A 19,795-nucleotide genomic window follows, 5' to 3' on the forward strand; every position below is an offset into this window, starting at 1 on the left:
TAGTTGTCAGCACCCCTGTCCACCGACCAGGCCACCCAAGCCGCCTATCAGGCCGGCCGGGCGACCGTGCTGCACGCCTTGGTCAACGGCCTGCTCGCCACGCAGCGCCTCAGCGACGAGGAGGTGCATGCCTTCTACAAGATCATGCGCGGGGTATTGGAAGAGGAAGTCACCAATACCGGGAGAATCCAGGCCGCGCTCCGGGAGGCAGGTTTTGAGGATCCTGCGGACCGCAGGATTGTTTACTCCTTCCGAGAAGCGATTGAATTGCAGCTGAGGCTGATCGAGACCGAGATACCGGAAGCGGCGAGCGATCCCTAGCCTGTCGAACCCTTAACGTTCCCTAGGTCCATTTATGGAACGTTATTTGAGGCCATGCTCCTGCGGACCGTATCGGCCCAATAGTTGTGTCAATTATTTTTCGCACCTTCGTTATAGCGTGTTGGACTGCATGCGAGCCGGGTATCCGAGGCGGTCCGCAGGGAGCTGCCCTGCATCAACTTCGAAGAGCTTGACAAGTTGAGCCGGCACCTCATCAAGGAACGCGATTCCATTGATCTGGATCGGCTGTGGGCGGCGGCAAGGGATACGTGCCCCTCCTTCGTCGCAAAACTGGGTGCCATTTTGCCGCCCAATGATGAGCGACCCAGTGTATATCGCGGCGAACCCATGGATTGGTAGACGAAGAGAGGTAACCTATGCCGGAGTTGAGCGAGTCCAGTAGGCAGATGAAAAGCAACGTCGTACATACCGATCCAGACGTCATGCACGGCACTCCGGTGTTCTTGGGAACCCGGGTACCCATCGGCACGCTTTGGGATTACCTGGAGGCGGGAGAAAGCCTCAAGGATTTTCTGGTTGATTTCCCCAGCGTCAGCCGGAAGCAGGCGGAAGCGCTGATCCGGCAAGCCAGGCACGCGTTGTCAGCGCAGGATGGACCGGAACAAGGACGGGTGGCCTGCGAATGATGCTGTCATGCAGAATCCGCGAAGGACAAAAAATTGACGAACCAGGCTAGGACTCGTTCGTTCGGGTGTTTGCGCTTCTTCCATGGCCTTGAGTGCCTCGGTGGCCTCGCGATCCCTTGCGCGGTCGGCCTCGACGATGGCAGCGACCCGCGCGCGGTTCTCCGGCAGCAGCACATGTCGATGTAGCGCCGGGCGATGCCTTCATAGTGGTACAGAAAGTCATCAATCGACAAACCCGCCTCAAGATTGTTGAACAGCGTCATAACAGGCAAGCGGCTGCTGCGGAACACGCAGGTGCCGCTGACCTTCTTGGGGTTGCGCTCAATGACGTCATCTAGGGTGAGCATGACTTTGACGTCCCGTGTTGCAGTTGACGAGATTCTAATTGTTGTGAGCTGGCATGAGGTCACAAAGGAAGCGCTGCTCGTGGCGGTGGCCGCAACCCATCTGCGGGAATTCGGGCTCCTGGAACGGCCGATGCGATCGAGACTCCGAGTCTCCGGCTGTATGCGGCCGTTTGCGAAGCCGGCGGGGGTCATTCCCGCTACAACGCCCTGATTGGCCGCCTGGAGAGCTTCGCCCACGCGGCGGACCGACTCCTACTAAAGCCCCGATAAGCCCCTCGTTGTGCTATTCTCCCCGCCCTTTTTCCCGGGGGCGGCGCACGGTACGCCGCGCCTCGGGCAGGCATTTCCCGATGACGGATCCGCAACATTCCTTCCGGGCGATCTACCACGCCGCGCTGACATGGCCTCCCAAGGGCGCCGTGGGCCGCCGCGCGCGCACGTTTCCCGTGATGGCCCGTGCCTTGCGGGATCTGCCTGAACGCTGGCTGAACGAAGAAGCCGGGCAGGTCTGGGTGTGGTCCGACCTCCACCTGGGCCACGCCAACATCATCGGCTATTGCGACCGGCCCTTCCGCGATGTCGGGCACATGGACAACGCCCTGCTGGACCACTGGGCGCGGACCGTCGACTGGTCGGCGGAGGACGACGCGATCGTCGTGTGCGGTGACATCGCGATGAAGCGCGGGATGACCGAGGCGAATTTCGACCGCATCCGCGCCATGCCGGGGCGCAAGGTCTTGGTGCCCGGCAATCATGATTTCAGCGGCGCCGGGGGACTGCGGGTGGAGGGCTTCGATGAAGCCTGCGCGATGCTGTTAGTGGAAGGCGAACCCAGCTTGGTTTTTACCCATGTGCCGATCCAGGAGGTCCATCTGCCGGACGGCTGGGTGAATATCCACGGCCACCTGCACCACGACCCGCCCACGGACACGAGGCACATCAATGTGTCGGTGGAGCAGCTGGACTATCGGCCGGTACTGCTGTCGCGCATCCGGATCCTGGCGGCCGCGCTGGCGCGGGGCGAGGATCCGGCCGGGCGCACGGCGCCGGAGCGGATCGAGGCGCTGGAGGTCGGCGGGCGGAACTGGGCGCTGAGCCCTGAGGCGTAGAGCGGCGTGTGGCTGACGCGGCGGAAGAAGCGGTAACGCTTGGAACGCCACGGACATACGCTTACATCAGGATCGCGAGCGCCGCCAGCGCCAGCTCGAGAATGCGCGCGCCGGCGTCACGCTTGGCCCCTCAACTTCAGCACTTCGCGCAAGCCCGCGCTTTCGGCGCGCGCCATACTCAGTTCCCGCTCAAGGCGGCGGATCCGGCGGCGAAGGTTTTTCACCTGCAAAAGCAGGTAAAGGATCCGACCGGCGCGGCGGTTGACCGGCCCTTCGTTTTCGAACTTCACGATCGCGCGGCGCTTGTAAGACATGGCCGCGGCCAGCTTGCCCTGGGTCATGCCCAGGCGCCCGCGGAGGTATTTGAAACGGTCCGGAGTCACGGAAACAGTATAGTGCATAAAACACACCTTGCATCCATATTCCCTATCCGTCGCCTGTTGAGCGAAGCCGCATTGGGATATGGGGCGTCTCTCAACGTTACCGTTCCGGGGCGCGCGCGGCCCGCTTCGCCTCGGCGACGATGCTCCCCGGCCGCCAGCTCGATCCAGCGTGCCAGTGCCAAAAGGATGGGATGCGGGGCGTTGCCCAAGGAGCGGGCCAGATCCTCCTCGGTCACGGGCGGCGGGCTTCGCGCATGGGGGTTCCCATAGGGCAAAGGGTAGCCGCCCTGCCCCGCAACGTGGCGACCGACCGGATGCGGCATGCTATACTCCGGGTTCAACGGAGCGCGCAGACCGCACGGATGCGGAGACACACCACGGGGCGCAGGATCCAATAGCGTCCGCCGGTACAGATTCTGACAAACCGGCCCCCGCGCAGGCATAGACCCCCCCCAGCAATGGGGCTGCTGCCTGGCGGCGCGGCTGCTGTCTGCGTTGCTGCGTGGTAATGGCGCCGGTGTCCGCCGGCGGCGGCCCCACCAATCCGGTGGAGGCCGAGTGGACTGTGGAGACGCAAATTTTCCTCCTGCGCGAGGCGCGCGTGCTGGAGCGCGTGGATATATCGAGGCGTACGCTGTGGCGCTGGATAAAACGAGGTCGTTTTCCAGCACCCGTGGCCGTCGGACCCAACTCGGTCCGCTGGCGGAGCGACCAGCTGGACGAGTGGCTGGCGGCTAGGAAACCGGGCCGCGTGCGGCGTATCGGGCGCAGCCAGGAACCGGCCGAAACGGCGGCGGACCATCCGTGATTCCCCAGTTGACAGCCTTGGATTCCCTCGGCGCAAATCTGGCTGGAATCCCCTCCCATCGAACCGTTTTCGACGCCGCCTACCGCCTTGCGGTGGCCGCCGCCGGCCGCGAGTTCGTTCAGCGGATCGAGGATGGGCAATTCGAGGCGGAGCAGCGTCGACTGGCACGCGCGCTGATTCGTGATCCCTACCGCCTGGCGGAAAAGCGGCGCTGGCTGAACGATTACGAGCGCGAGGCGCTCGTGCGGGAGGTCACATGAACGACATGCGGCGCCTGAGCGACGAGAAACTGGTCGAGCAGCAACTAAAGCGGCTGCGCAAGGGGACGGCCGGTGCGTCGAAGCGCAAGGCCGGCGGCGACCCCAAAACCGAAATCGAAGCGGGGACCGCTTTTGCCAAGCAGCGCGGGGGCCGATACCTCTACGATCTGCGGACGCGCGCATGGCGCGAGTTTCACGAGGACGGCGACTGGCGCCCCGTGGAGGGTGATATTCGCGAGGACCTACTGAACACCGCCGGCGGCGAACTCAGGCGCAGCCATTCGGTGGCGGCCGCCCTCACCCGCGCGTCCTGGCGCATGGAGCGACGCCATTGGGACGCCGAGGACGGGATCGCTTGGCCCGGCGGATGGCATGAGCGCGAGACGGGGCAAAATCACACAGTGCCGTCGCGCGATCTGCACGCGACCTGCCTAGCGGCCGCGCCAGCCGATCATGTGGATGCGCGGTGGGCGGACTACGTGACGCATTTCCTGGGGCGCGCCGCTGGCGGCACGCTCGCCAAGCGCAAGCATCTGGCGCGGTGGCTGCAGGCGTGGGCCTACTCCGCGTTCACGGCCCAGGGGCAGATATTTGAGCGGTTCCTGTTTCTGCAGGGCCGCCCTGGCGGCGGCAAATCCACGTTTACCGAATCGCTACGCATCGCGTTCGGCGGCCATGCTCGCGTCCTGTCGGGTGAGCGCGCCGCCGGATATCAGCAGGCTCACCGCGAATGGATGGCGCAACTGGACGGCAAGCGCCTGGCGGTAGTGGAGGAACTGCCCGATAAAGGCGCCGCGTGGAAATCCGCGGAACTGAACGCCCTGGTGAGCGGGGAGGGTATTCAGGCTAATTTTATGAGGCGAAACAGCTTCGAGGTCCGGTTCCGCGGCGGCCTGATCGTGACCGGCAACACGAAGCCCCGGGCCGCGCCCGACAGCGGCATTTTCCGGCGTATGGCACTACTCGAAGTGCCGGCCGTGCCGGCGGAGGAGCGGGATCCGGAGTTCAAGGCGAGCATGCTGGATCTGGCCCGCGACGGCGTGGTGACCCGGTGGATACTCGAAGGCCGCCGGGCGTTTCTGGAAAACGTGCTGCGCACCCTGCCGCCGTGTATGGAAGCGGCGGTGACCGACTACCGCGACGAGCAGGACGTGTTTCAGCAGTGGATCGCGGACTGCTGCGAGGTTGGCCGGGACTGCGAGGAACGCGCCAGCGTCCTGCTTCAGTCCTACGTGGACTACACGGGCAGCAAACTCAGTCCGAGGACATTCGGCCAGCGGCTGAAGGAGGCGCGCTTCCGGCCATTCAAGTCGACAGGCGGCCGCCGACACTGGAGCGGCCTTCGAGTGGCGTGAGTGGCGCAAGTGGCGCAATTTTCCTATAACCCCCCTTACGCACGCGCGGGTGAGCTCGCTCTATAAAAAAAGCGCCACTTGCGCCACTTGCGCCACTACAAACAGGAAACTTGGAAGTCGCCGGCTAATCACCGAGCGCATGGGACGCGATGCCGAAACCGGCGTCAAGGGCTACCGGATTCCGGCGAGTACGGCGACGTAACAACCGCGGAAAATCACGCTCTGAAAGCCGCCAATAGCGCCAATCCGTCCGTTTGCCAACACCAAGGGAGTGTGGGTAAAGGCGCGCCGTTACTTACTCCGATCGCATCCCTCCCTTTCAACTCCTTCCGCCGTTAAAGCCCACAACTTCCGCTACGCTCCAGGTCGCGCCGCGCGAAGGGTGCTCGTCGACCGTCGCGCGCTTACCGGACATTCGGCTCAGGCCGCCGGGTTCGGCTTGGCCAGGTAGGCGCTCCATGCCGCCATCAACTGGCGCCGCTTCTCGAAAAGATCGCTCCTCGCGTACGCTTGCTCCGCCTGGTCGCCCAGGCGGTGCGCCAAAGCGGCTTCCATGACGGCCCGCGGCGCGTCCGTCTGCTCGGACGCCCAGGTCCGGAAGCTGGCCCGGAATCCGTGCGGGACCGCAGCGATGTTGAGGTCCTTCAGCAGTTTAGAAAGTGTCATGTTGGATAGTTTCTTTCCACGCTCGCTGGGAAACACCAAGCCGGTGTGGTCGCGGAAAGCCCGCGCCTCGCGCAGCAGCTCGAGGGTGCGATCGGACAGCGGCACCCGGTGCGGCCTGCCGGCTTTCATCCGCTCTGCGGGAACCGTCCAGGTAGCGTTCTCGAAATCGATCTCCTTCCAACGGGCCAGGCGGGCTTCTCCGCTGCGCGCCGCGGTCAGCACCAGAAACTCGCAGCACTTCTTGGTGACTTCGTAGGCGCCGCTATCCCGGATCACTTGGACGGCACCGGCGACCTCCGCGTAGGAAAGCGAACGGTAATTACGCCGGGCGCCGATGCGCCGCGGCAGCACTTGGGTAACGGCCCCCCCGGCCGGGTTGTCAGGACGGTGGCCCTGGGCGATGCTCCAGCGCATGACGGCCGCGATGCGCTGGCGTACCCGCCGGCCGGTTTCTCGCTGCCAGATGGGGGTGAGTACGGCAAGCACGTCCGCCGTCGTGATCTCATTGACCGGTTTCGGGCCGATGGTCGGAAAAACGTAGCGCGTAAGACTCGATCGCCAAATCCGGGCTTCCTGCGCGCCGCTCTTCCAGGTCGGCTCATGCAGGCCGATCACGGCTTCGGCGGCCTCCGCGAAGGTTGGAACCTTGGCGTAGTGCCGTGGATCCCGACCCCGCATCACCATGCGCCGGTTGGCTAGCGCCTGCTCGCGCGCTTCGGCCAGCGATACAATGGGCCAAGTGCCGAGGCCCAACTGGACGAGCTGGCCGTTGATGCGGAGCCGTTGCGCCCAGGTCTTGGACAAACGCCAGGCGCTTCGTTGGCGGACCCGCAGGCGCAGTCCGTGTCCGCCACGGCCATCGCCGTACTGTCCGGCCTGCGAGACGGACTTTACGAACGTTTCGGACAAGCGTGGGGGCCGGGGCGGCGGGTTCGATGGTTCCGCTTTCGGTGGCCCTTTCGGTGGCCCTTTTGAGGTAATTCGGCGGCTCGGCATGGCACGGAGTGCCGAAAATGATACACGGGTTGCTCCGAAATGTCTTTGTTTTCAGGGCTATTTCCCCGAACTGACGGAAAGATGGCTCGGGAGTGCCACGGTGCTGAGTGGTCTCACGGCCCACTCCTCACTCTTGTGGATCACGCCAATCGATCATTGACGATTGCACTAGATCACCTCTTTGACAGATGCTTGAACTTCTTCCCCAATATCTGGCAACCGCCGCTACTAGTCTGACAGCACTCGTCGCCTATTTGATGCTGAGGCACCAGCGAATTCAAGAGAAAAATAGAATCAGTCTTCTTAAACATCAATCCGAAGTCGCGCATTTGCAAAAACTCATTGCATCTCTTGCCAAAGTGATCGCTCTTGCATCTGATGAATGGAGTGAAGAACGGAGCCAAGCCATCAACAAAGCGATCAAAGAAATGCAATTCCACGTTACGGCGCTGCAGTCATTGAGTAATGTTGTCGCGGCGGACGTTGATCAATGGGCGGTGGGGAAAGATAAGGACGGAAAAAGCATTTCGGCGATCATCTACTATGACTTAGGAATGCAGCAGGTAATTGTCGGCGACGCGCATAAACAATTCATGCAGTCAAAGATGGATGCCCTCAAAAGAATTCAGGACAAGCTGTTCTCATCCATGACGAGATCGTAATCTCGATCCTTGGTTCGGAGAAAACAGCAGAACGCTCTTGCGGCGTTTAACGTGATTCCACAACCCAATCGAATTAAAAAGTGAGCGCAAAGAAGAGATACAAGAAGCACTTGGTAAAGGCCGATGAGGTGTTTGAGGCTGGACCAATTCGAGTAGCTCGTTTTGGCAAGCTTGTGCAATGGCAATCTCGGTGGCAAGAGGTTGAATTTGATGAGTTTCAGCAGAATTTAGCAAAGCAGTACCCCGGGATCGTGACTGAGATCGATCAACTAGTTAGGGAGATTGCTTTGCTTGTATCGAAATTGCCGCCGCTCCAGTTGTTGCTACGCGCACGTCAAGTCGTGATGCTGCACTACGCTGAATTCAAGCCGGAGGCTGAGAGGGACATTGAGGATGTCCTAGCTGTGCGCATGGTTGACTACATTCAAAGTTTGATTGCATCTGTTCCGCCGTCTCATCAACAACGAACAGAAGTGACAGACGAAGATTGGTCAATCCTTCAAGAAAATGTACAAACTCTTTTTTGGAAAGTCAGTTTTGATTATCCAAGAGCATTGGCTGCTAAGGAACGCTTGAAAGACGCCAGTTTTGATCAGAACATGTATCAACTCAAATGGGAGGCTCAACTGTTCTGGTGCAATGTGCGTGGACATCAATACGAGTCTCACATACCTGCTTATCTCAATGACTTGTTTTTACCTCATTCGAAAGTCTTGCAGGAAGTCCTAGGCATTCGCGGAGAAGAATTTGTTAATGCGTTTGTAGACATTAGGGACGCATCTATTTTCGGTATGGGCGATGCCATGAGGGAGTTTGAGAGCATTGATGGCGGGCTACTCCATACCGTGAAACAAGAGCAGGGAGATCTTTCGGACTGTAGCAAGGAGGATCTTCGGGAACTTTGGTCTCAAGCAATCGAGGAAGAAGGTCTGGAGCGTCAATTGGGTGATGTATTCGGACGCCTGTTTGGTCTAGATCTTTACGATGTCGAAAAGATAACAAATTTACCTCGTGACCTTCTAAATGATTTGGCATGGTCACCAGGAGAAGATCAGGAGTTCTTTGCCGAAGGGGACTATCAGGGCTGGCCTCTGCGCATCTGGCCAATTTTCAAACGTCCCTTCATTCGTGTTGACGGGCGCTTTTACTGCTTTGATATTCATCCGCTTTTCGATAACTTGTACCGCGTCATCCAGCGAATTGTTGCAAGGCACAAGCCCGAGTATCGAGAGCAATGGAACCAGAATCAAAGTGAGCTAAGCGAGAGATTACCGCTTGAGTATTTCAAGCAAATGCTGCCAGGCGCGACTGAATGGCGCTCTGTCTTCTATAAATCTGCTACTGGATCTGGCAAGAAAGGATGGTGTGAAACTGATGGATTGCTTGTTTTTGATGATCACCTGTTTGTCTTCGAGTGCCGTGGTGGCGCCTTCAGTTACACATCACCAGCTGTCGATTTTCCCTCTCACATTGCGTCTCTTGAAAACCTCGTTGTAAAGCCTGCTAATCAAGGCAAACGATTTCTTGATTACCTTAGTAGTTCGGACTGCGTTTCAATATTCGATCACAGTCACCAAAAGGTTGGCGAACTACGGCAAGCGGATTTCCGTCACATCACCATTGTTGCTGTAACTCTTGATTCATTTACGGAACTTGCCGCCCGATTGCTACATTTGTCCAAAATCGGCGTGGAAACAGAAGACATGCCCGTTTGGTCGGTTTCTTTAGATGACCTAAGAGCGTTCGTTGACGTCTTCACAAGCCCACTAATTTTTCTGCATTTTATAGAGCAACGAATGCAGGCCACTAAATCTGAGGCAGTTGAGTGTAACGATGAGCTTGATCATCTGGGGCTTTACTTGAAGCACAATCATTACGTTCACTACATGGAAAGCTTGAGTGGTCCTGACGGAATAGCTTTGAGGCTCTTTGGCTATCGCTCTGAATTGGATCGCTTTTTCTCCGAGCGAGTTAAGGATCCTACAATCACGTGTTGGTTGGGCCAAGAAATACCGTCTCGCATTGGCGAAGTAATTGAATTGCTCACGGACGGGGAGAAGTATGGTCGGTCGCGGGTGGCCGCGTTTCTTTTGGACATAAGCACTGATTGGCGTGAAATTCTCTCGTCGCATATTGAGGAACAGCTTAAGCAACTTAGTGTTAAACGCGCAGCGCCTTATTCCTCACATGGAGATGTAAGACTAACTTTGTTTTGTTGGAAGAGCCCCACATCCTTGAGAGATGCGGACATGGCGTTGGATCATGCGCGCGCTGTTGCGCTCATAAATTCTGATGAGAATCGTCTTCTACTGGAATTAACATATGGTGAGGACGATGTCCTTGAGGACGCGTCTTGGCAATGGGTAACTGCAAACCTCATACCTGAACATTCCCGCTCCAGACTGCAAGCAGAAGCCGAGAGGCTTCGTAATCGCCGCATCAAGAATGTGAGGGCCTCTAGGGGAAAGATTGGTCGAAACGATCCGTGCCCATGTGGAAGTGGCAAGAAATGGAAGAAGTGTTGTCTTGGCCGACATTAGGTGGGAGGAATCGTCCAAGAATCTATGCAATCTCCCAATGTCAATTGTTAATCAGCGGGACGACGCGCTCATCGGTCAGGTGACAAATGTCTGAGTTCTTGAAGGATATTGGCCCACTGCTTACGGTGATAATCCCCCTGGTTGGCGCTATCGCTGTGTGGTGCTTAAATGAATTGGCCAAGCGGCGCTGGGAGAGGTATAAGCGCAAAGAGGAGAGATACGTAAGCCTACTTAACTCACTTCGTGGATTCTACGTGAGTCCCCAGGACGCGAAGCAGAAGGAGAGATTTCTTGAAGAATTCCGTCTCGCGTGGTTGTACTGTCCAGACAAGGTGATTAAAGCAGGGAACGCGTTTCTCGCTACCCTTGCGATTGGGGCCAAGTGTTCCGATCAAGAGAAAGAGAGTGCTCTCGCAGGATTTGTGCTTGCATTGAGAAACGACCTCAACTCCTCGACGAAATTAAAGGTTGACGACCACCGTAACTGGCAAAGCACCTAAATTGGCTCGCTAAAATCGCTGAATAAATTCGCCGACCCAAGCACCTCGCTCATAACTGGTAAAAACCCGCCATTCTGAAGGGCTAAACCACTGATGAGTATTCTGCCGCGAAACGTCAACGGGTTTGCAGACCGCCAGAATATCCGTGAACCGGACACGCTCCCGCAGATGGCGTACATTGCCCGCCGCATGATTGTCAGGTGGCTACGCTATGCGAGCCTGATCGCCAAGATAAAATCCCCGCTTTTACAGTTACTTACAGGCGCTACCGCTCTGGGTTGTACTCGCGGTTCATTAGCGTATATAGTTGCTGAACGTGTTTGTGTTTGGAGGTGCGCGTGATGGAACACGCTGCTACACAAAGAGTTGATCGGTCGGCACTGCCGACAAACCTTCCCTCTCCTTCCCAAGCCTCTTTCCCCTTCCGCTCGCAAAGACAATCACGCGAGGCAGCGCACGCTGCGTTCCTTCGTTCACTGCGCAGCAATGGCAAGCTTGATTACAAACGGTACCTCGCCTCGCCGTTGCGCTATGCGGGGGGGAAGAGTCTGGCGGTCGGTTACATTGTCGAACGCTTTCCTTCCAACCTAGAGCGGATGGCCGCGCCATTTTTAGGCGGCGGATCAGTAGAGATCGCCTGCGCCAACGAATTGGGGATTAGGGTATATGGCTACGACGTTTTCGACATCCTCTGCACCTATTGGCAGGTGCAATTGCGAAACCCGAAGGCGCTCGCTAGGCGAATGCGGAATTTTTCGCCGGACAGGGACACGTTCGCCGTAGTCAAGAAGCGGATGCTACGGCACTGGAAGCACGGGGAGACTTTGGAAAAGAAGGACTTGGCTGCGCACTACTATTTCAACTCCAATACATCCTACGGACCCCATTTTCTCGGCTGGCCTTCCGACGTATATCTGAATTCGAACCGGTACGAGAAGATGGTAAAGAAGGCCGAGGATTTCCGGGCACCAAACCTCTCGGTGAAATGTATGAGCTTTGAGAAATCCATCCCAAACCACAAGAAGGATTTTCTCTATTGTGATCCCCCGTACTACTTGGATGAAGGCAAGACTTTCGTCGGTATGTATCCACACCGCAATTTCCCGATTCACCATAAAGGCTTCGACCACGAGAAACTGCGGGATCTATTGCTCGAACACAAGGGCGGCTTTGTGCTTTCCTACAACGACTGCGAAATAGTCCGCGATTGGTATTCCGACTGCAACATTGATGAGCCAAGCTGGCAATACACCTTTGGGCAAGGAGACACGCGGATTGGCGAGAATCGAGCTGAATTAAATGGTGGTTCGCATATTAAGCGGTCCCATGAATTGCTGATCTGGCGGCACCCTTGATGCCTGGTAGGCGGGGAGGCACCCCCGAGCAAGGCAGGGCATATCGCGAACGAGGTATTCAAGCCGCAAAACGCTTTGCTCTCTTACTTGGGCTACCACGAGACTACGAAAGAGACCTAAAGGCAAAGAAGGATGTAATTGACCCAGCGGGAGACGCCCACTCCGTCAAGGCGGGACGAGGAAAGTGGCAAGTTTTCTTATATAGACGGAACCGGTTTCTTACGGATGACGGATTCCAGACTCTCAATGGCATCGGGGGACTTCTTGTCCACTGCATTGACGCTTTCCCGGAACGCTTTGAAGAATATCAAGCCAACAAGACCGCCGCCAAAGAAGTATTGAAATATCCGATGCGCGAACTCAAAGATCGGTTTCAGCGTAAAGTCTTGGTTCGCGGATTCCTTCGCAAAGCTGTATTCAATGGCACGGAAGTCAACTATCTCACAATTTGGCACGATGGGGCTTATCACGTCTATTGGAGCGACGATGTTGTGCGAATTATGGGCGACGGATTCAATGTGGAGAATTCAAAGGCTCGTCACGCCGGCCAATTCGACGATCAAAAGGTATTGTTCCGACATGCAGGTAGGAACGTAGGGGAACTGGAAATGCGAAACAGTAGCGCGGGACACTATCGCGAAGTTTTATTCAATATAAATAAAGGTCCTTTTATGGCTCTTCTCGAAGAAGCAGCACTCGAAACCCGCATTTTCTCACCGGAGATAATCGTCTACGGGCAAGCCATTAACAAATTTGGCAGGTGGTAAATCGAAACCTGTCGGAGTTTGAACCAAACCGGAATTCTCGAAGACTCTTTGTCGTGAGAAAGGCCACTTTGGGTGGCTTTTCTGCTGCCCACCCTGTCCTGGTACTTCATCTACTCATGGATCATCGACGGGGCCTTCGCATAACCCCTCGGAAACGAGCGATGCCGATGACGACCCAAATATCGTTGAATACAGGACGCACTGCCTAGTTAATTACTGGCCAACAACTCCACAACCTTTTCACGGTGTCGGTCAATGTCGGCTTTCGCGAAGTCCAGCTGCTCGTCGGTCAAATCCTCGTATGCGGGGAGCTGTTTCTCGAAATCCTGCAATCTTTGTGCCATTCCTTCCAGGGAGATACTGTCAAAGACACCGTTTCTCAAGAACATACGAGCCACTCTCAATAGATCAGCCGGCAATTGATCGCCTTTGGCCATCCGGTTGGTAATCCACAGATATAGATCGACGATCTGCAATCCGATGCTGCGCTCGCTGGACTTCACTTCCGGAGCCTCAATGGGCAAATCTCTCAACTGCACATGTTTCGCGTCCAAGTCGCGAAACATGGGATGGAAGGAGTAGGCTTCGCGAACGGCCACACCCGCTTTTTCCAGCCCTTCGGCAATCCTAGTCAGATTGTAGTGGGTTTCGATCTGCGCATTGTTGAATTCCTGCTGACGATCTATCTTGATCGACGTTCGCCCCCTCCACCTGCGCCTTCGAGACCTTCGTGCAATCGCGCGTACGACGAACTGGTACCCTACCGCGTTAGGTGAAACGAGCTTCTTGTCGAAAATTCCGAAGTCAAGCGCCAAAGGGTTTCTGGTTCCGAACTCGAAGGCGTCGATAAACAACTCCTTTACTCTTGGCTGCAAGTCGGAGCGAATTGTTCTGGCCTTCAGATCGCTCAATAGATCAACTATGCGTTCCTGGTTCACTTTGTCCTTCTTTGTGATACAGAGCGCCCATGCTTTCTTGAGCAATTCTTCGTCGACAAGCTGGGTGAGAAAGTGGATGGCCGCAAATCTCAAGGGTGTCCAATAGAGATCCCATTTGACCGCCTTGTTGAGTCCGGCATCGAAAACGGCATCGAATAGAAGCACGAGTGCGTACGTCGGCTTGTCGATGTAGTAATAGTCAAAGGAAAAACGGAATTTCTTCTGTAGCGCGCGCAACTGATCCGCGATCTTGACCATGCCGCCCACGCCCATCTCGTTGGCATGCAAAACAGGAACACCCAAGCGTGTCGTCATTCTTCTATGCACGCCTTTGCCTAGCAAATCAACGTTCAGAGCGCTGGAGAGCACACCGTAACTGAGTCTCGGCTGGCTCGTGTCGAACAGGTTCATCCCTGTATTGCCCGATTCGTCGATGTGGAAAAACATGAGGCGCTTCTTGGACAGGATTTCCTAACAATCTTGATATTACATTCGATCCAATCGTCGATTAGCTACGTGCCTACAGCGATTCAGAAGGGTCAGCCAAGAGGCATAATCTGCCGTCCTTCAACCTCAATATATGAGCCCCTATGTTTAAGGTGAACCTGTCGGAGAATCGCCTCGTCCGGCTTGAAAAGCGGCGTTTTAACGATCTGAATCTGCAAGAGCGGCCCCATCTTCAGGAGTGGCTGGTGCAAACGCCGGAGGCGCTTGGCGAGGAACTACTGGTCATCCAGAAGGAATTCGACGGCTTCGCGGACACCCGCGAGCGGCTCGATTTGCTGGCGCTTGACAAGGAAGGCCGGCTGGTGGTCATTGAGAACAAGCTCGACGATTCCGGCCGCGATGTCGTGTGGCAGGCACTCAAGTACGTGGCCTATTGCTCAAGCCTCAAGAAGGCGGAGATCGTTGAAATCTATCAGAAGTACCTTGATCGGTGGCTAGACGGCCAGAACGCAGTGGCAAACCTGTGCGAATTCCTCGACATCGAAGATCTCGACGACACGGTACTGAACGCGGGCAATGAACAACGGTTGATATTGGTCGCGGCGAATTTTCGCAAGGAAGTCACGGCGACCGTACTGTGGCTGATCGGACACGGAGTTCAGGCGCAGTGCTTTCGGGTGATGCCTTACAGCTTCGGCGAGGAGCTTCTGATCGACCTGCAACAGATCATCCCGACGCCCGAGGCTGCGGATTACATGATCGGAATGGCCGCGAAGGAATCAGAGGAAAAGTCGGTACAGGGCACACAAAAGCGCCGCCAGGAGATGCGGCGGGCTTTCTGGACAAGTACGCTGGAGGAGCTGCGGTCCCGCAACATTTCACGATACGCCAACATCAGCCCTTCGAAGGATCACTGGCTGAGCAGCGCCACCGGCGTGTCAGGCTGCGGATTCAGCCTGATTTTCTTGAAGAGCGAGGCGCGCGTTGAACTTTACCTCGCGCGTGCCGAGGCAAGCGAGAACAAATGGATTTTCGATCGGCTTGAACGGGAGAGGCAGGAAATCGAAGAGCGTTTTGGCGCGGAACTCAAATGGCAAAGGCTGGACGACAAGAAGGCGAGCAGAATATCTCACGCACATCCGTTCGATGGATTTAATGACGAGAACTGGCCGGACATGATTGAGTGGCTGTGCCAGCACTTCGTCAAGCTGGAGGACGCGTTCTCGGAACCGCTCGCGCGTCTGAACCGGCGCTTGAGGTCACAGGGCGGCATTTCAGTAGGTAGTGGGAGCGATACCCGCTGAGTCTCATACGCATCGCGCATCCGTGTCGCCGTTACCGAGGGAAGCGATCGCTTACGGGCAATGAGCGAAACGACAGTAGTGCACGTCGAACCGGGAGAGACCCTCTCGGAAATTGCCGCGCGGCACGGCGTCACCGTCGAGCAATTGCAGGAATGGAATCGGATCAAAGAAGCGGACTATGTGCAGGCGGGTCAGAGAATCGTCGTCCATGACGCGGTGGTTACGCCTGGCTGGAACGAAGCAGCTGTCGCTTGGAGCGGGTGGCTGGGAGCAGCACTCGTCGTGGTGGCACTGTTACTTCTGTTTCGCCGCAAACGCAGGACCCCAACTTCGGCGCCTGATACCCGAGTCTCGTCGCCGACAGAGGCGCTGCATCGACACGGTTCGAAACCCACTCCGGTATTGCGGACATCCGCGCCTAAGGCAAACGCCGGCGAGCGACGTGTCCAAAAGGTGTTGACGAGGCGTTACCGGGACTGGCCGCTGCTCAATAACGTGCTGCTTCGCTCTGGAGGAGGGACAGCACAGATCGATCACATCCTCATATCGCCCGCCGGCGTATTCGTGATCGAGACCAAGGACATGGGCGGGTGGATATTCGCAAGCCCCGGGCAGCAAAGGTGGACGCAAACATTCAGAGCGGGCCGCTGGTCCCGCATGATGGGAATCAAGTCGAAGCGGTTTCCTTTCTACAATCCACTGTTGCAGAACGAAGGACACGCGAAGGCCCTGGTCAAACTCGGCGTAGTTAAACCTTGGGAATTCCGGCCCGTCGTCGTGTTCGTGGGCGACGCCGAACTGAAGACGGAGGAGAAGTTCGTGCGGTTTGAAGAGCACGAGGAGAAGGCAAAGCGGTTCCGTGGCTGGCGAATGCGAGGCGTCGTCTGCATGAGCCTGACGGAGCTGCACCGCTACATCGATTTCTCCGTTCGCGTTACGTCGAGTCGAAGCCTGACGCGAGAGAGGATGGAGGCGATCCGGGCAAAGATAGCAACGGCTGCCCTGCCCGTGACAGCGGAAACTCACGCCAAACATGTCGAGTACGCCCGGTCTGCGAAGCGCGCATCGTGGTGATGAAGCACCAGGGGCGCTGAAGGGGCAATGGCAGTGATCTTCCCCCCAGAATCGGTCCACCCGAACTGAGAAAAAGCACTATTGCAAAGTTGGGGCGCTTAACTCAAACCTTCCGTTGGTCATGCAAAGGCGATAGCGTTCCAAAACGTCCATCCCCACCAAGAGCTGGAAGTCCGGATGTTTGAGTCGCATTGGCGACATTCGAATTCGCGTGGATCGGAAGTCATCTATATCGCCGTCACCTGAACTTGAAAACCCAAGCACCAGGCTAACGGGGTATACCGGATCAACTCGGCCTGTCGACCCATCGGCGCCGGCCACCGGCCGCTGGCCAGCAGAAACCAATCCAATCCTGCTGATTTCGTCCTCATAAAGAGCACTGAAATTTGCACCCGTGTCAATTAGCCCTCGAAACTTGCGTCGTCCCACATGCTTGCCGGGATCTCTTACATCAGGCTGAAGCATCCACACGTCCACAATCATTTGGCCGTTTCTTATCCGGCCCCTGAGGAACGACATTTAAGAAACAGCTAGCTAGATGTAGGGCGTCATGGCGCCGAAACACGCCGCCTTCTCGCCGATCAACTGAACGGAAAAACTGCCCAGACCATATTTCTCACAACCAGTGAAGAAAGCATCGTCGTAGTCGTCGAATATCTCAACAAGCCGGCGGTTTCTGAGCAATACCGTCTTGCCCAAGTGTTTGGCTTCGAGTTCTGCTCGGTGTTCTTCGTAAGCCTTCAGATTCTCACGAGCTTGCTTCAAGCCCTGATCGGCGCGTGTCGTCATGTGAAGTCTCCGAGATTGTCTCCAACGACGCAGGGTTAAAGATCGACCCTGCCCCGACGTTCCCGTAAATAGAACGATTTAGAAATCTATTGACAGCTGCGAGATTCACACGTCTGGCTCAGAAAAAAGCCCGCATTTCGGTTTCCCAAAATGTGGGCCATAAGCATTTCGCACAGACGGCACCGCGTCCATGGCAACAAAATACTGCCAGAAAGGACAGTAGTTAGCAATAGCTAACAAGGGGGAATATATCGAGTTTTACCCAACCCGCTGCGCAGCTCGCGTCTTTCTTCTAGCGGTTACTTGATTGTGCCTGAGCATCTTGGCCCAATACTGAATCGAGCTATCCTTGGATTCCCGCGCACACCTCCGCACAGCGGCCCGAAGCACTCTATTGTTCTTTAGGTTTTCGATGACTTCCAGTCGTGGGCGAACAGATCCCCGCTTTAACCATTCCGTTGCGTCCCACGCCGGGTCAAGTTTGCTCTCGGTCAATACCGCTTTACTTGCCTCTCTCTCGATTCGTTGGATTACGTCTTTGGGGACCCCGCCGAATATGAGCGACATTAGCGCACGTATCATCTCCCGATAGATAAAGCCGATCATTCCTCCGGGCGTGTTGTTAGCGCCCTCGATACTCGCGTACCGATTGGCTATAAATATTTCGGATTTTCCATGTTCCCGAAAATAGTCCAGGATGTTTGTGCTGTGCCTGAGAGGTGTGACACTTTCCAGTAACTGAATAGTGCTGTCGAAACATCGCTTTAGTTCATTGAATGCCGTCGGGTTGTGTTGTTGAACATCCTCCAACAGTTGGTGTAGCTGGTGCCCGCGAGAACGAACCTGTTTCTCTGACAGGCCGCCGTCTATAAGAATCGCCTTGAGGCCTTTCTCGATTGCTTCGTGAGCATTCCGCGCGTCCGACCTTGCCTTAGCATTTGAATATGCTATGGAGAGTAGTGCAATCTGAAGGAGCCTTTTGGAGAATTCGTCTTCTGGTTGTTCATACAAGTTGGCTGCATCCTTCAAGCGGCCATGTATATCGAGCGGCGTTCTTTCCAGTTCATCGAGGGCATACCTTAAGTCTGCCCATACGTCTGCATTGTTTAGCGACATTATGATTTCTGCCTTTCAGCGCACACCGACAAGATTAAATTCCGACTTTAGCCTAGAAAATATGATACGAACCTGGTCAAGAACGGTGACTCCCGATGGGATTTAACAATCTCGTATCCGCGCATCTCCTGGCCTATTGCTGGTGTCAATTCAGGAGCGAGTAATGACCAATATCGCATGTCTCGGCTGGGGTTCTCTAATCTGGGATCCTCGCAACTTACCAATCCAGCGGTACTGGTTTAATGACGGCCCGCTGGTTCCAGTCGAATTCGCGCGACAATCCGCAGATGGTCGAATCACATTGGTAATCTCGCCCGCAACTCGCCCCGTGCGGTCGCTATGGGCTCTTATGGACGGCGATAGTCTCGAAGACGCGATAAAACAGCTGCAGCAGCGGGAAGGAACAAAGAACCCGGATCACATCGGCAGTTGGTCGAGGGGACAACAGCCTCCCGACGAGATCCCTGAGTTGAATGAGTGGGCGCGTGCAATAAATGTCGACTCGGTTATCTGGACAAAGTTACCGCCAAATTTCAATGATGGCGACAATGGGAAACCTCGCGTAGAAGACGTACTCCGGTACCTTCGGAAGCTGACCGGGACCGCACGAGACGCTGCAGAAAAATATATTCGTCGGGCACCGCGGCAGATTGATACGGCCTATCGAAGACGGATCGAAGCCGAGCTTCAGTGGTTGCCAAAGGCGGGAGACAAGTAGATGCATGGCAGAGCATCCGCGGGTTGCAGCGCAAGTCAACCTTCGGACCAGAACGCTACAGTGGCTAGCCGAGCAGACAAAACATGACTTGGGCCCAACTCGTAACATTCAACGTTGTCCTGATAGTCGCTATTGCGAGTCCCGGGCCAGCGATGCTGATGGCGACCCAGACCGCGTTGAGCGCAGGACGCACCGCCGGAATCGCGGTAGGCGCCGGACTCGGTCTGATGGCCGCAATCTGGACGATGATGGCGCTTCTCGGATTTGGCGTGGTCTTCGAGCTGTTCCCCTTCTTGTACGTCGGCGCCAAAGTCGCGGGAGCTGCTTATCTTCTGTACATCGCATACAGGATGTGGAGGAGCGCTGGCGACCCTGCCAAGGCCGTAATCAAACCGGGCAGGCGCGCATTCCGGCAAGGGTTTCTGGTGAATCTCTTCAATCCGAAATCCGTGCTGTTCGCCGCCGCTGTTCTAGTCACGGTCTTCCCTGCCGGTATTGGTGTGACCGACAGTATCGTGATCGTCGCAAACCACTTCCTGGTGGAAATCGCTTTCTATTCGGCACTCGCCTTCGGCATGAGCACGCAAGCCGTCGCAAAGCGTTACATGCAGGCAAAAATCTACATTGATCGCGCCGCCGCGGCTGTGCTCGGCGCTTTGGGCCTGCGAATTCTGCTCAGCAGGTAGCCTGCCC

At 56.4% G+C, this 19,795-nt stretch carries 21 protein-coding genes; 14 read left to right on the plus strand and 7 right to left on the minus strand.

Features of this window, described 5'->3' with window-relative positions; all coding sequences use genetic code 11:
- Nucleotides 1–3: 3 nt before the first annotated feature.
- Together F4036_10820 and F4036_10825 are read left to right on the plus strand one after the other, a co-directional pair.
- Complete coding sequence (locus F4036_10820) at nucleotides 4–321, plus strand: hypothetical protein (GenBank protein ID MYK38231.1); 318 nt, start codon at nucleotides 4–6, stop codon at nucleotides 319–321.
- A gap of 407 nt (nucleotides 322–728) precedes the next feature.
- Complete coding sequence (locus F4036_10825) at nucleotides 729–968, plus strand: DUF433 domain-containing protein (protein MYK38232.1); 240 nt, start codon at nucleotides 729–731, stop codon at nucleotides 966–968.
- Between the two features lie 5 nt (nucleotides 969–973).
- On the opposite strand, the gene F4036_10830 is transcribed toward F4036_10825, so the two are convergent.
- Nucleotides 974–1,507, minus strand: a complete 534-nt coding sequence (locus F4036_10830; protein ID MYK38233.1) for a DUF433 domain-containing protein — start codon at nucleotides 1,505–1,507, stop codon at nucleotides 974–976.
- Here F4036_10830 and F4036_10835 point away from each other — a divergent pair.
- Nucleotides 1,369–2,424: a hypothetical protein gene (locus F4036_10835; protein MYK38234.1), complete on the plus strand. Its 1,056-nt coding sequence runs from the start codon at nucleotides 1,369–1,371 to the stop codon at nucleotides 2,422–2,424. The two genes, F4036_10830 and F4036_10835, sit on opposite strands and share 139 nt — an antisense overlap.
- A 116-nt stretch (nucleotides 2,425–2,540) precedes the next feature.
- On the opposite strand, the gene F4036_10840 is transcribed toward F4036_10835, so the two are convergent.
- Nucleotides 2,541–2,807, minus strand: coding sequence for a hypothetical protein (locus F4036_10840; GenBank protein MYK38235.1), 267 nt, complete (start codon nucleotides 2,805–2,807; stop codon nucleotides 2,541–2,543).
- 508 nt (nucleotides 2,808–3,315) lie between these two features.
- Between F4036_10840 and F4036_10845 the strand changes: the two genes are divergently transcribed.
- The 3 genes from F4036_10845 to F4036_10855 are packed head-to-tail and all read left to right on the plus strand — an operon-like array spanning nucleotide 3,316 to nucleotide 5,230.
- The gene (locus tag F4036_10845) at nucleotides 3,316–3,615 is read left to right on the plus strand and encodes an AlpA family phage regulatory protein (GenBank protein ID MYK38236.1); all 300 of its coding nucleotides are present in this window, start codon (nucleotides 3,316–3,318) and stop codon (nucleotides 3,613–3,615) included.
- Between the two features lie 17 nt (nucleotides 3,616–3,632).
- Entirely contained in the window at nucleotides 3,633–3,875 is a 243-nt protein-coding gene (locus tag F4036_10850) for a hypothetical protein (protein ID MYK38237.1), read from the plus strand.
- Nucleotides 3,872–5,230 carry a hypothetical protein gene (locus F4036_10855; GenBank protein ID MYK38238.1) on the plus strand — a complete coding sequence of 453 codons (1,359 nt, stop codon included), beginning with the start codon at nucleotides 3,872–3,874 and terminating at the stop codon, nucleotides 5,228–5,230. Before F4036_10850 ends, F4036_10855 begins: the two co-directional genes overlap by 4 nt.
- Nucleotides 5,231–5,650: 420 nt before the next feature.
- Here the strand turns inward: F4036_10855 and F4036_10860 are convergent, their stop codons facing one another.
- Nucleotides 5,651–6,892, minus strand: coding sequence for a tyrosine-type recombinase/integrase (locus tag F4036_10860; protein ID MYK38239.1), 1,242 nt, complete (start codon nucleotides 6,890–6,892; stop codon nucleotides 5,651–5,653).
- Between the two features lie 188 nt (nucleotides 6,893–7,080).
- Here F4036_10860 and F4036_10865 point away from each other — a divergent pair, with 188 nt between their 5' ends.
- From F4036_10865 to F4036_10880, 4 genes are all read left to right on the plus strand, one after another.
- A complete protein-coding gene (locus F4036_10865; protein ID MYK38240.1) occupies nucleotides 7,081–7,554 on the plus strand; it encodes a hypothetical protein in 474 nt (157 codons plus the stop codon).
- 80 nt (nucleotides 7,555–7,634) lie between these two features.
- On the plus strand, nucleotides 7,635–10,094 hold the full coding sequence (locus F4036_10870) for a hypothetical protein (protein MYK38241.1): 2,460 nt from the start codon (nucleotides 7,635–7,637) through the stop codon (nucleotides 10,092–10,094).
- Nucleotides 10,095–10,935: 841 nt separating this feature from the next.
- A complete protein-coding gene (locus F4036_10875; protein MYK38242.1) occupies nucleotides 10,936–11,949 on the plus strand; it encodes a DNA adenine methylase in 1,014 nt (337 codons plus the stop codon).
- Entirely contained in the window at nucleotides 11,949–12,716 is a 768-nt protein-coding gene (locus F4036_10880) for a hypothetical protein (GenBank protein MYK38243.1), read from the plus strand. The genes F4036_10875 and F4036_10880 overlap by 1 nt, the downstream gene beginning before the upstream one ends.
- A gap of 209 nt (nucleotides 12,717–12,925) precedes the next feature.
- Here F4036_10880 and F4036_10885 read toward each other — a convergent pair whose 3' ends face one another.
- Nucleotides 12,926–14,101, minus strand: coding sequence for a hypothetical protein (locus F4036_10885; protein MYK38244.1), 1,176 nt, complete (start codon nucleotides 14,099–14,101; stop codon nucleotides 12,926–12,928).
- 143 nt (nucleotides 14,102–14,244) lie between these two features.
- Here F4036_10885 and F4036_10890 point away from each other — a divergent pair, with 143 nt between their 5' ends.
- Both F4036_10890 and F4036_10895 read left to right on the plus strand, forming a co-directional pair.
- Nucleotides 14,245–15,405 (plus strand): DUF4268 domain-containing protein, encoded by a 1,161-nt coding sequence (locus F4036_10890; protein MYK38245.1) that lies wholly within the window; start codon nucleotides 14,245–14,247, stop codon nucleotides 15,403–15,405.
- Between the two features lie 60 nt (nucleotides 15,406–15,465).
- Nucleotides 15,466–16,479, plus strand: coding sequence for a LysM peptidoglycan-binding domain-containing protein (locus F4036_10895; protein ID MYK38246.1), 1,014 nt, complete (start codon nucleotides 15,466–15,468; stop codon nucleotides 16,477–16,479).
- 78 nt (nucleotides 16,480–16,557) lie between these two features.
- Here F4036_10895 and F4036_10900 read toward each other — a convergent pair whose 3' ends face one another.
- The 3 genes from F4036_10900 to F4036_10910 all read right to left on the minus strand — a co-directional run bounded on the left by F4036_10900 (nucleotide 16,558) and on the right by F4036_10910 (nucleotide 18,384).
- Nucleotides 16,558–16,962 carry a hypothetical protein gene (locus F4036_10900; protein MYK38247.1) on the minus strand — a complete coding sequence of 135 codons (405 nt, stop codon included), beginning with the start codon at nucleotides 16,960–16,962 and terminating at the stop codon, nucleotides 16,558–16,560.
- Between the two features lie 51 nt (nucleotides 16,963–17,013).
- Nucleotides 17,014–17,268 carry a hypothetical protein gene (locus tag F4036_10905; GenBank protein MYK38248.1) on the minus strand — a complete coding sequence of 85 codons (255 nt, stop codon included), beginning with the start codon at nucleotides 17,266–17,268 and terminating at the stop codon, nucleotides 17,014–17,016.
- A gap of 258 nt (nucleotides 17,269–17,526) precedes the next feature.
- A complete protein-coding gene (locus F4036_10910; protein MYK38249.1) occupies nucleotides 17,527–18,384 on the minus strand; it encodes a HEPN domain-containing protein in 858 nt (285 codons plus the stop codon).
- Nucleotides 18,385–18,547: 163 nt separating this feature from the next.
- On the opposite strand from F4036_10910, the gene F4036_10915 reads away from it, so the two are divergent.
- Nucleotides 18,548–19,102 (plus strand): hypothetical protein, encoded by a 555-nt coding sequence (locus F4036_10915; GenBank protein MYK38250.1) that lies wholly within the window; start codon nucleotides 18,548–18,550, stop codon nucleotides 19,100–19,102.
- 83 nt (nucleotides 19,103–19,185) lie between these two features.
- Nucleotides 19,186–19,788 (plus strand): LysE family translocator, encoded by a 603-nt coding sequence (locus F4036_10920; protein ID MYK38251.1) that lies wholly within the window; start codon nucleotides 19,186–19,188, stop codon nucleotides 19,786–19,788.
- The last annotated feature ends 7 nt before the right edge of the window (nucleotides 19,789–19,795 follow it).

Source organism: Gammaproteobacteria bacterium, from assembly GCA_009845905.1.
Classification (GTDB): domain Bacteria; phylum Pseudomonadota; class Gammaproteobacteria; order Steroidobacterales; family Foliamicaceae; genus Foliamicus.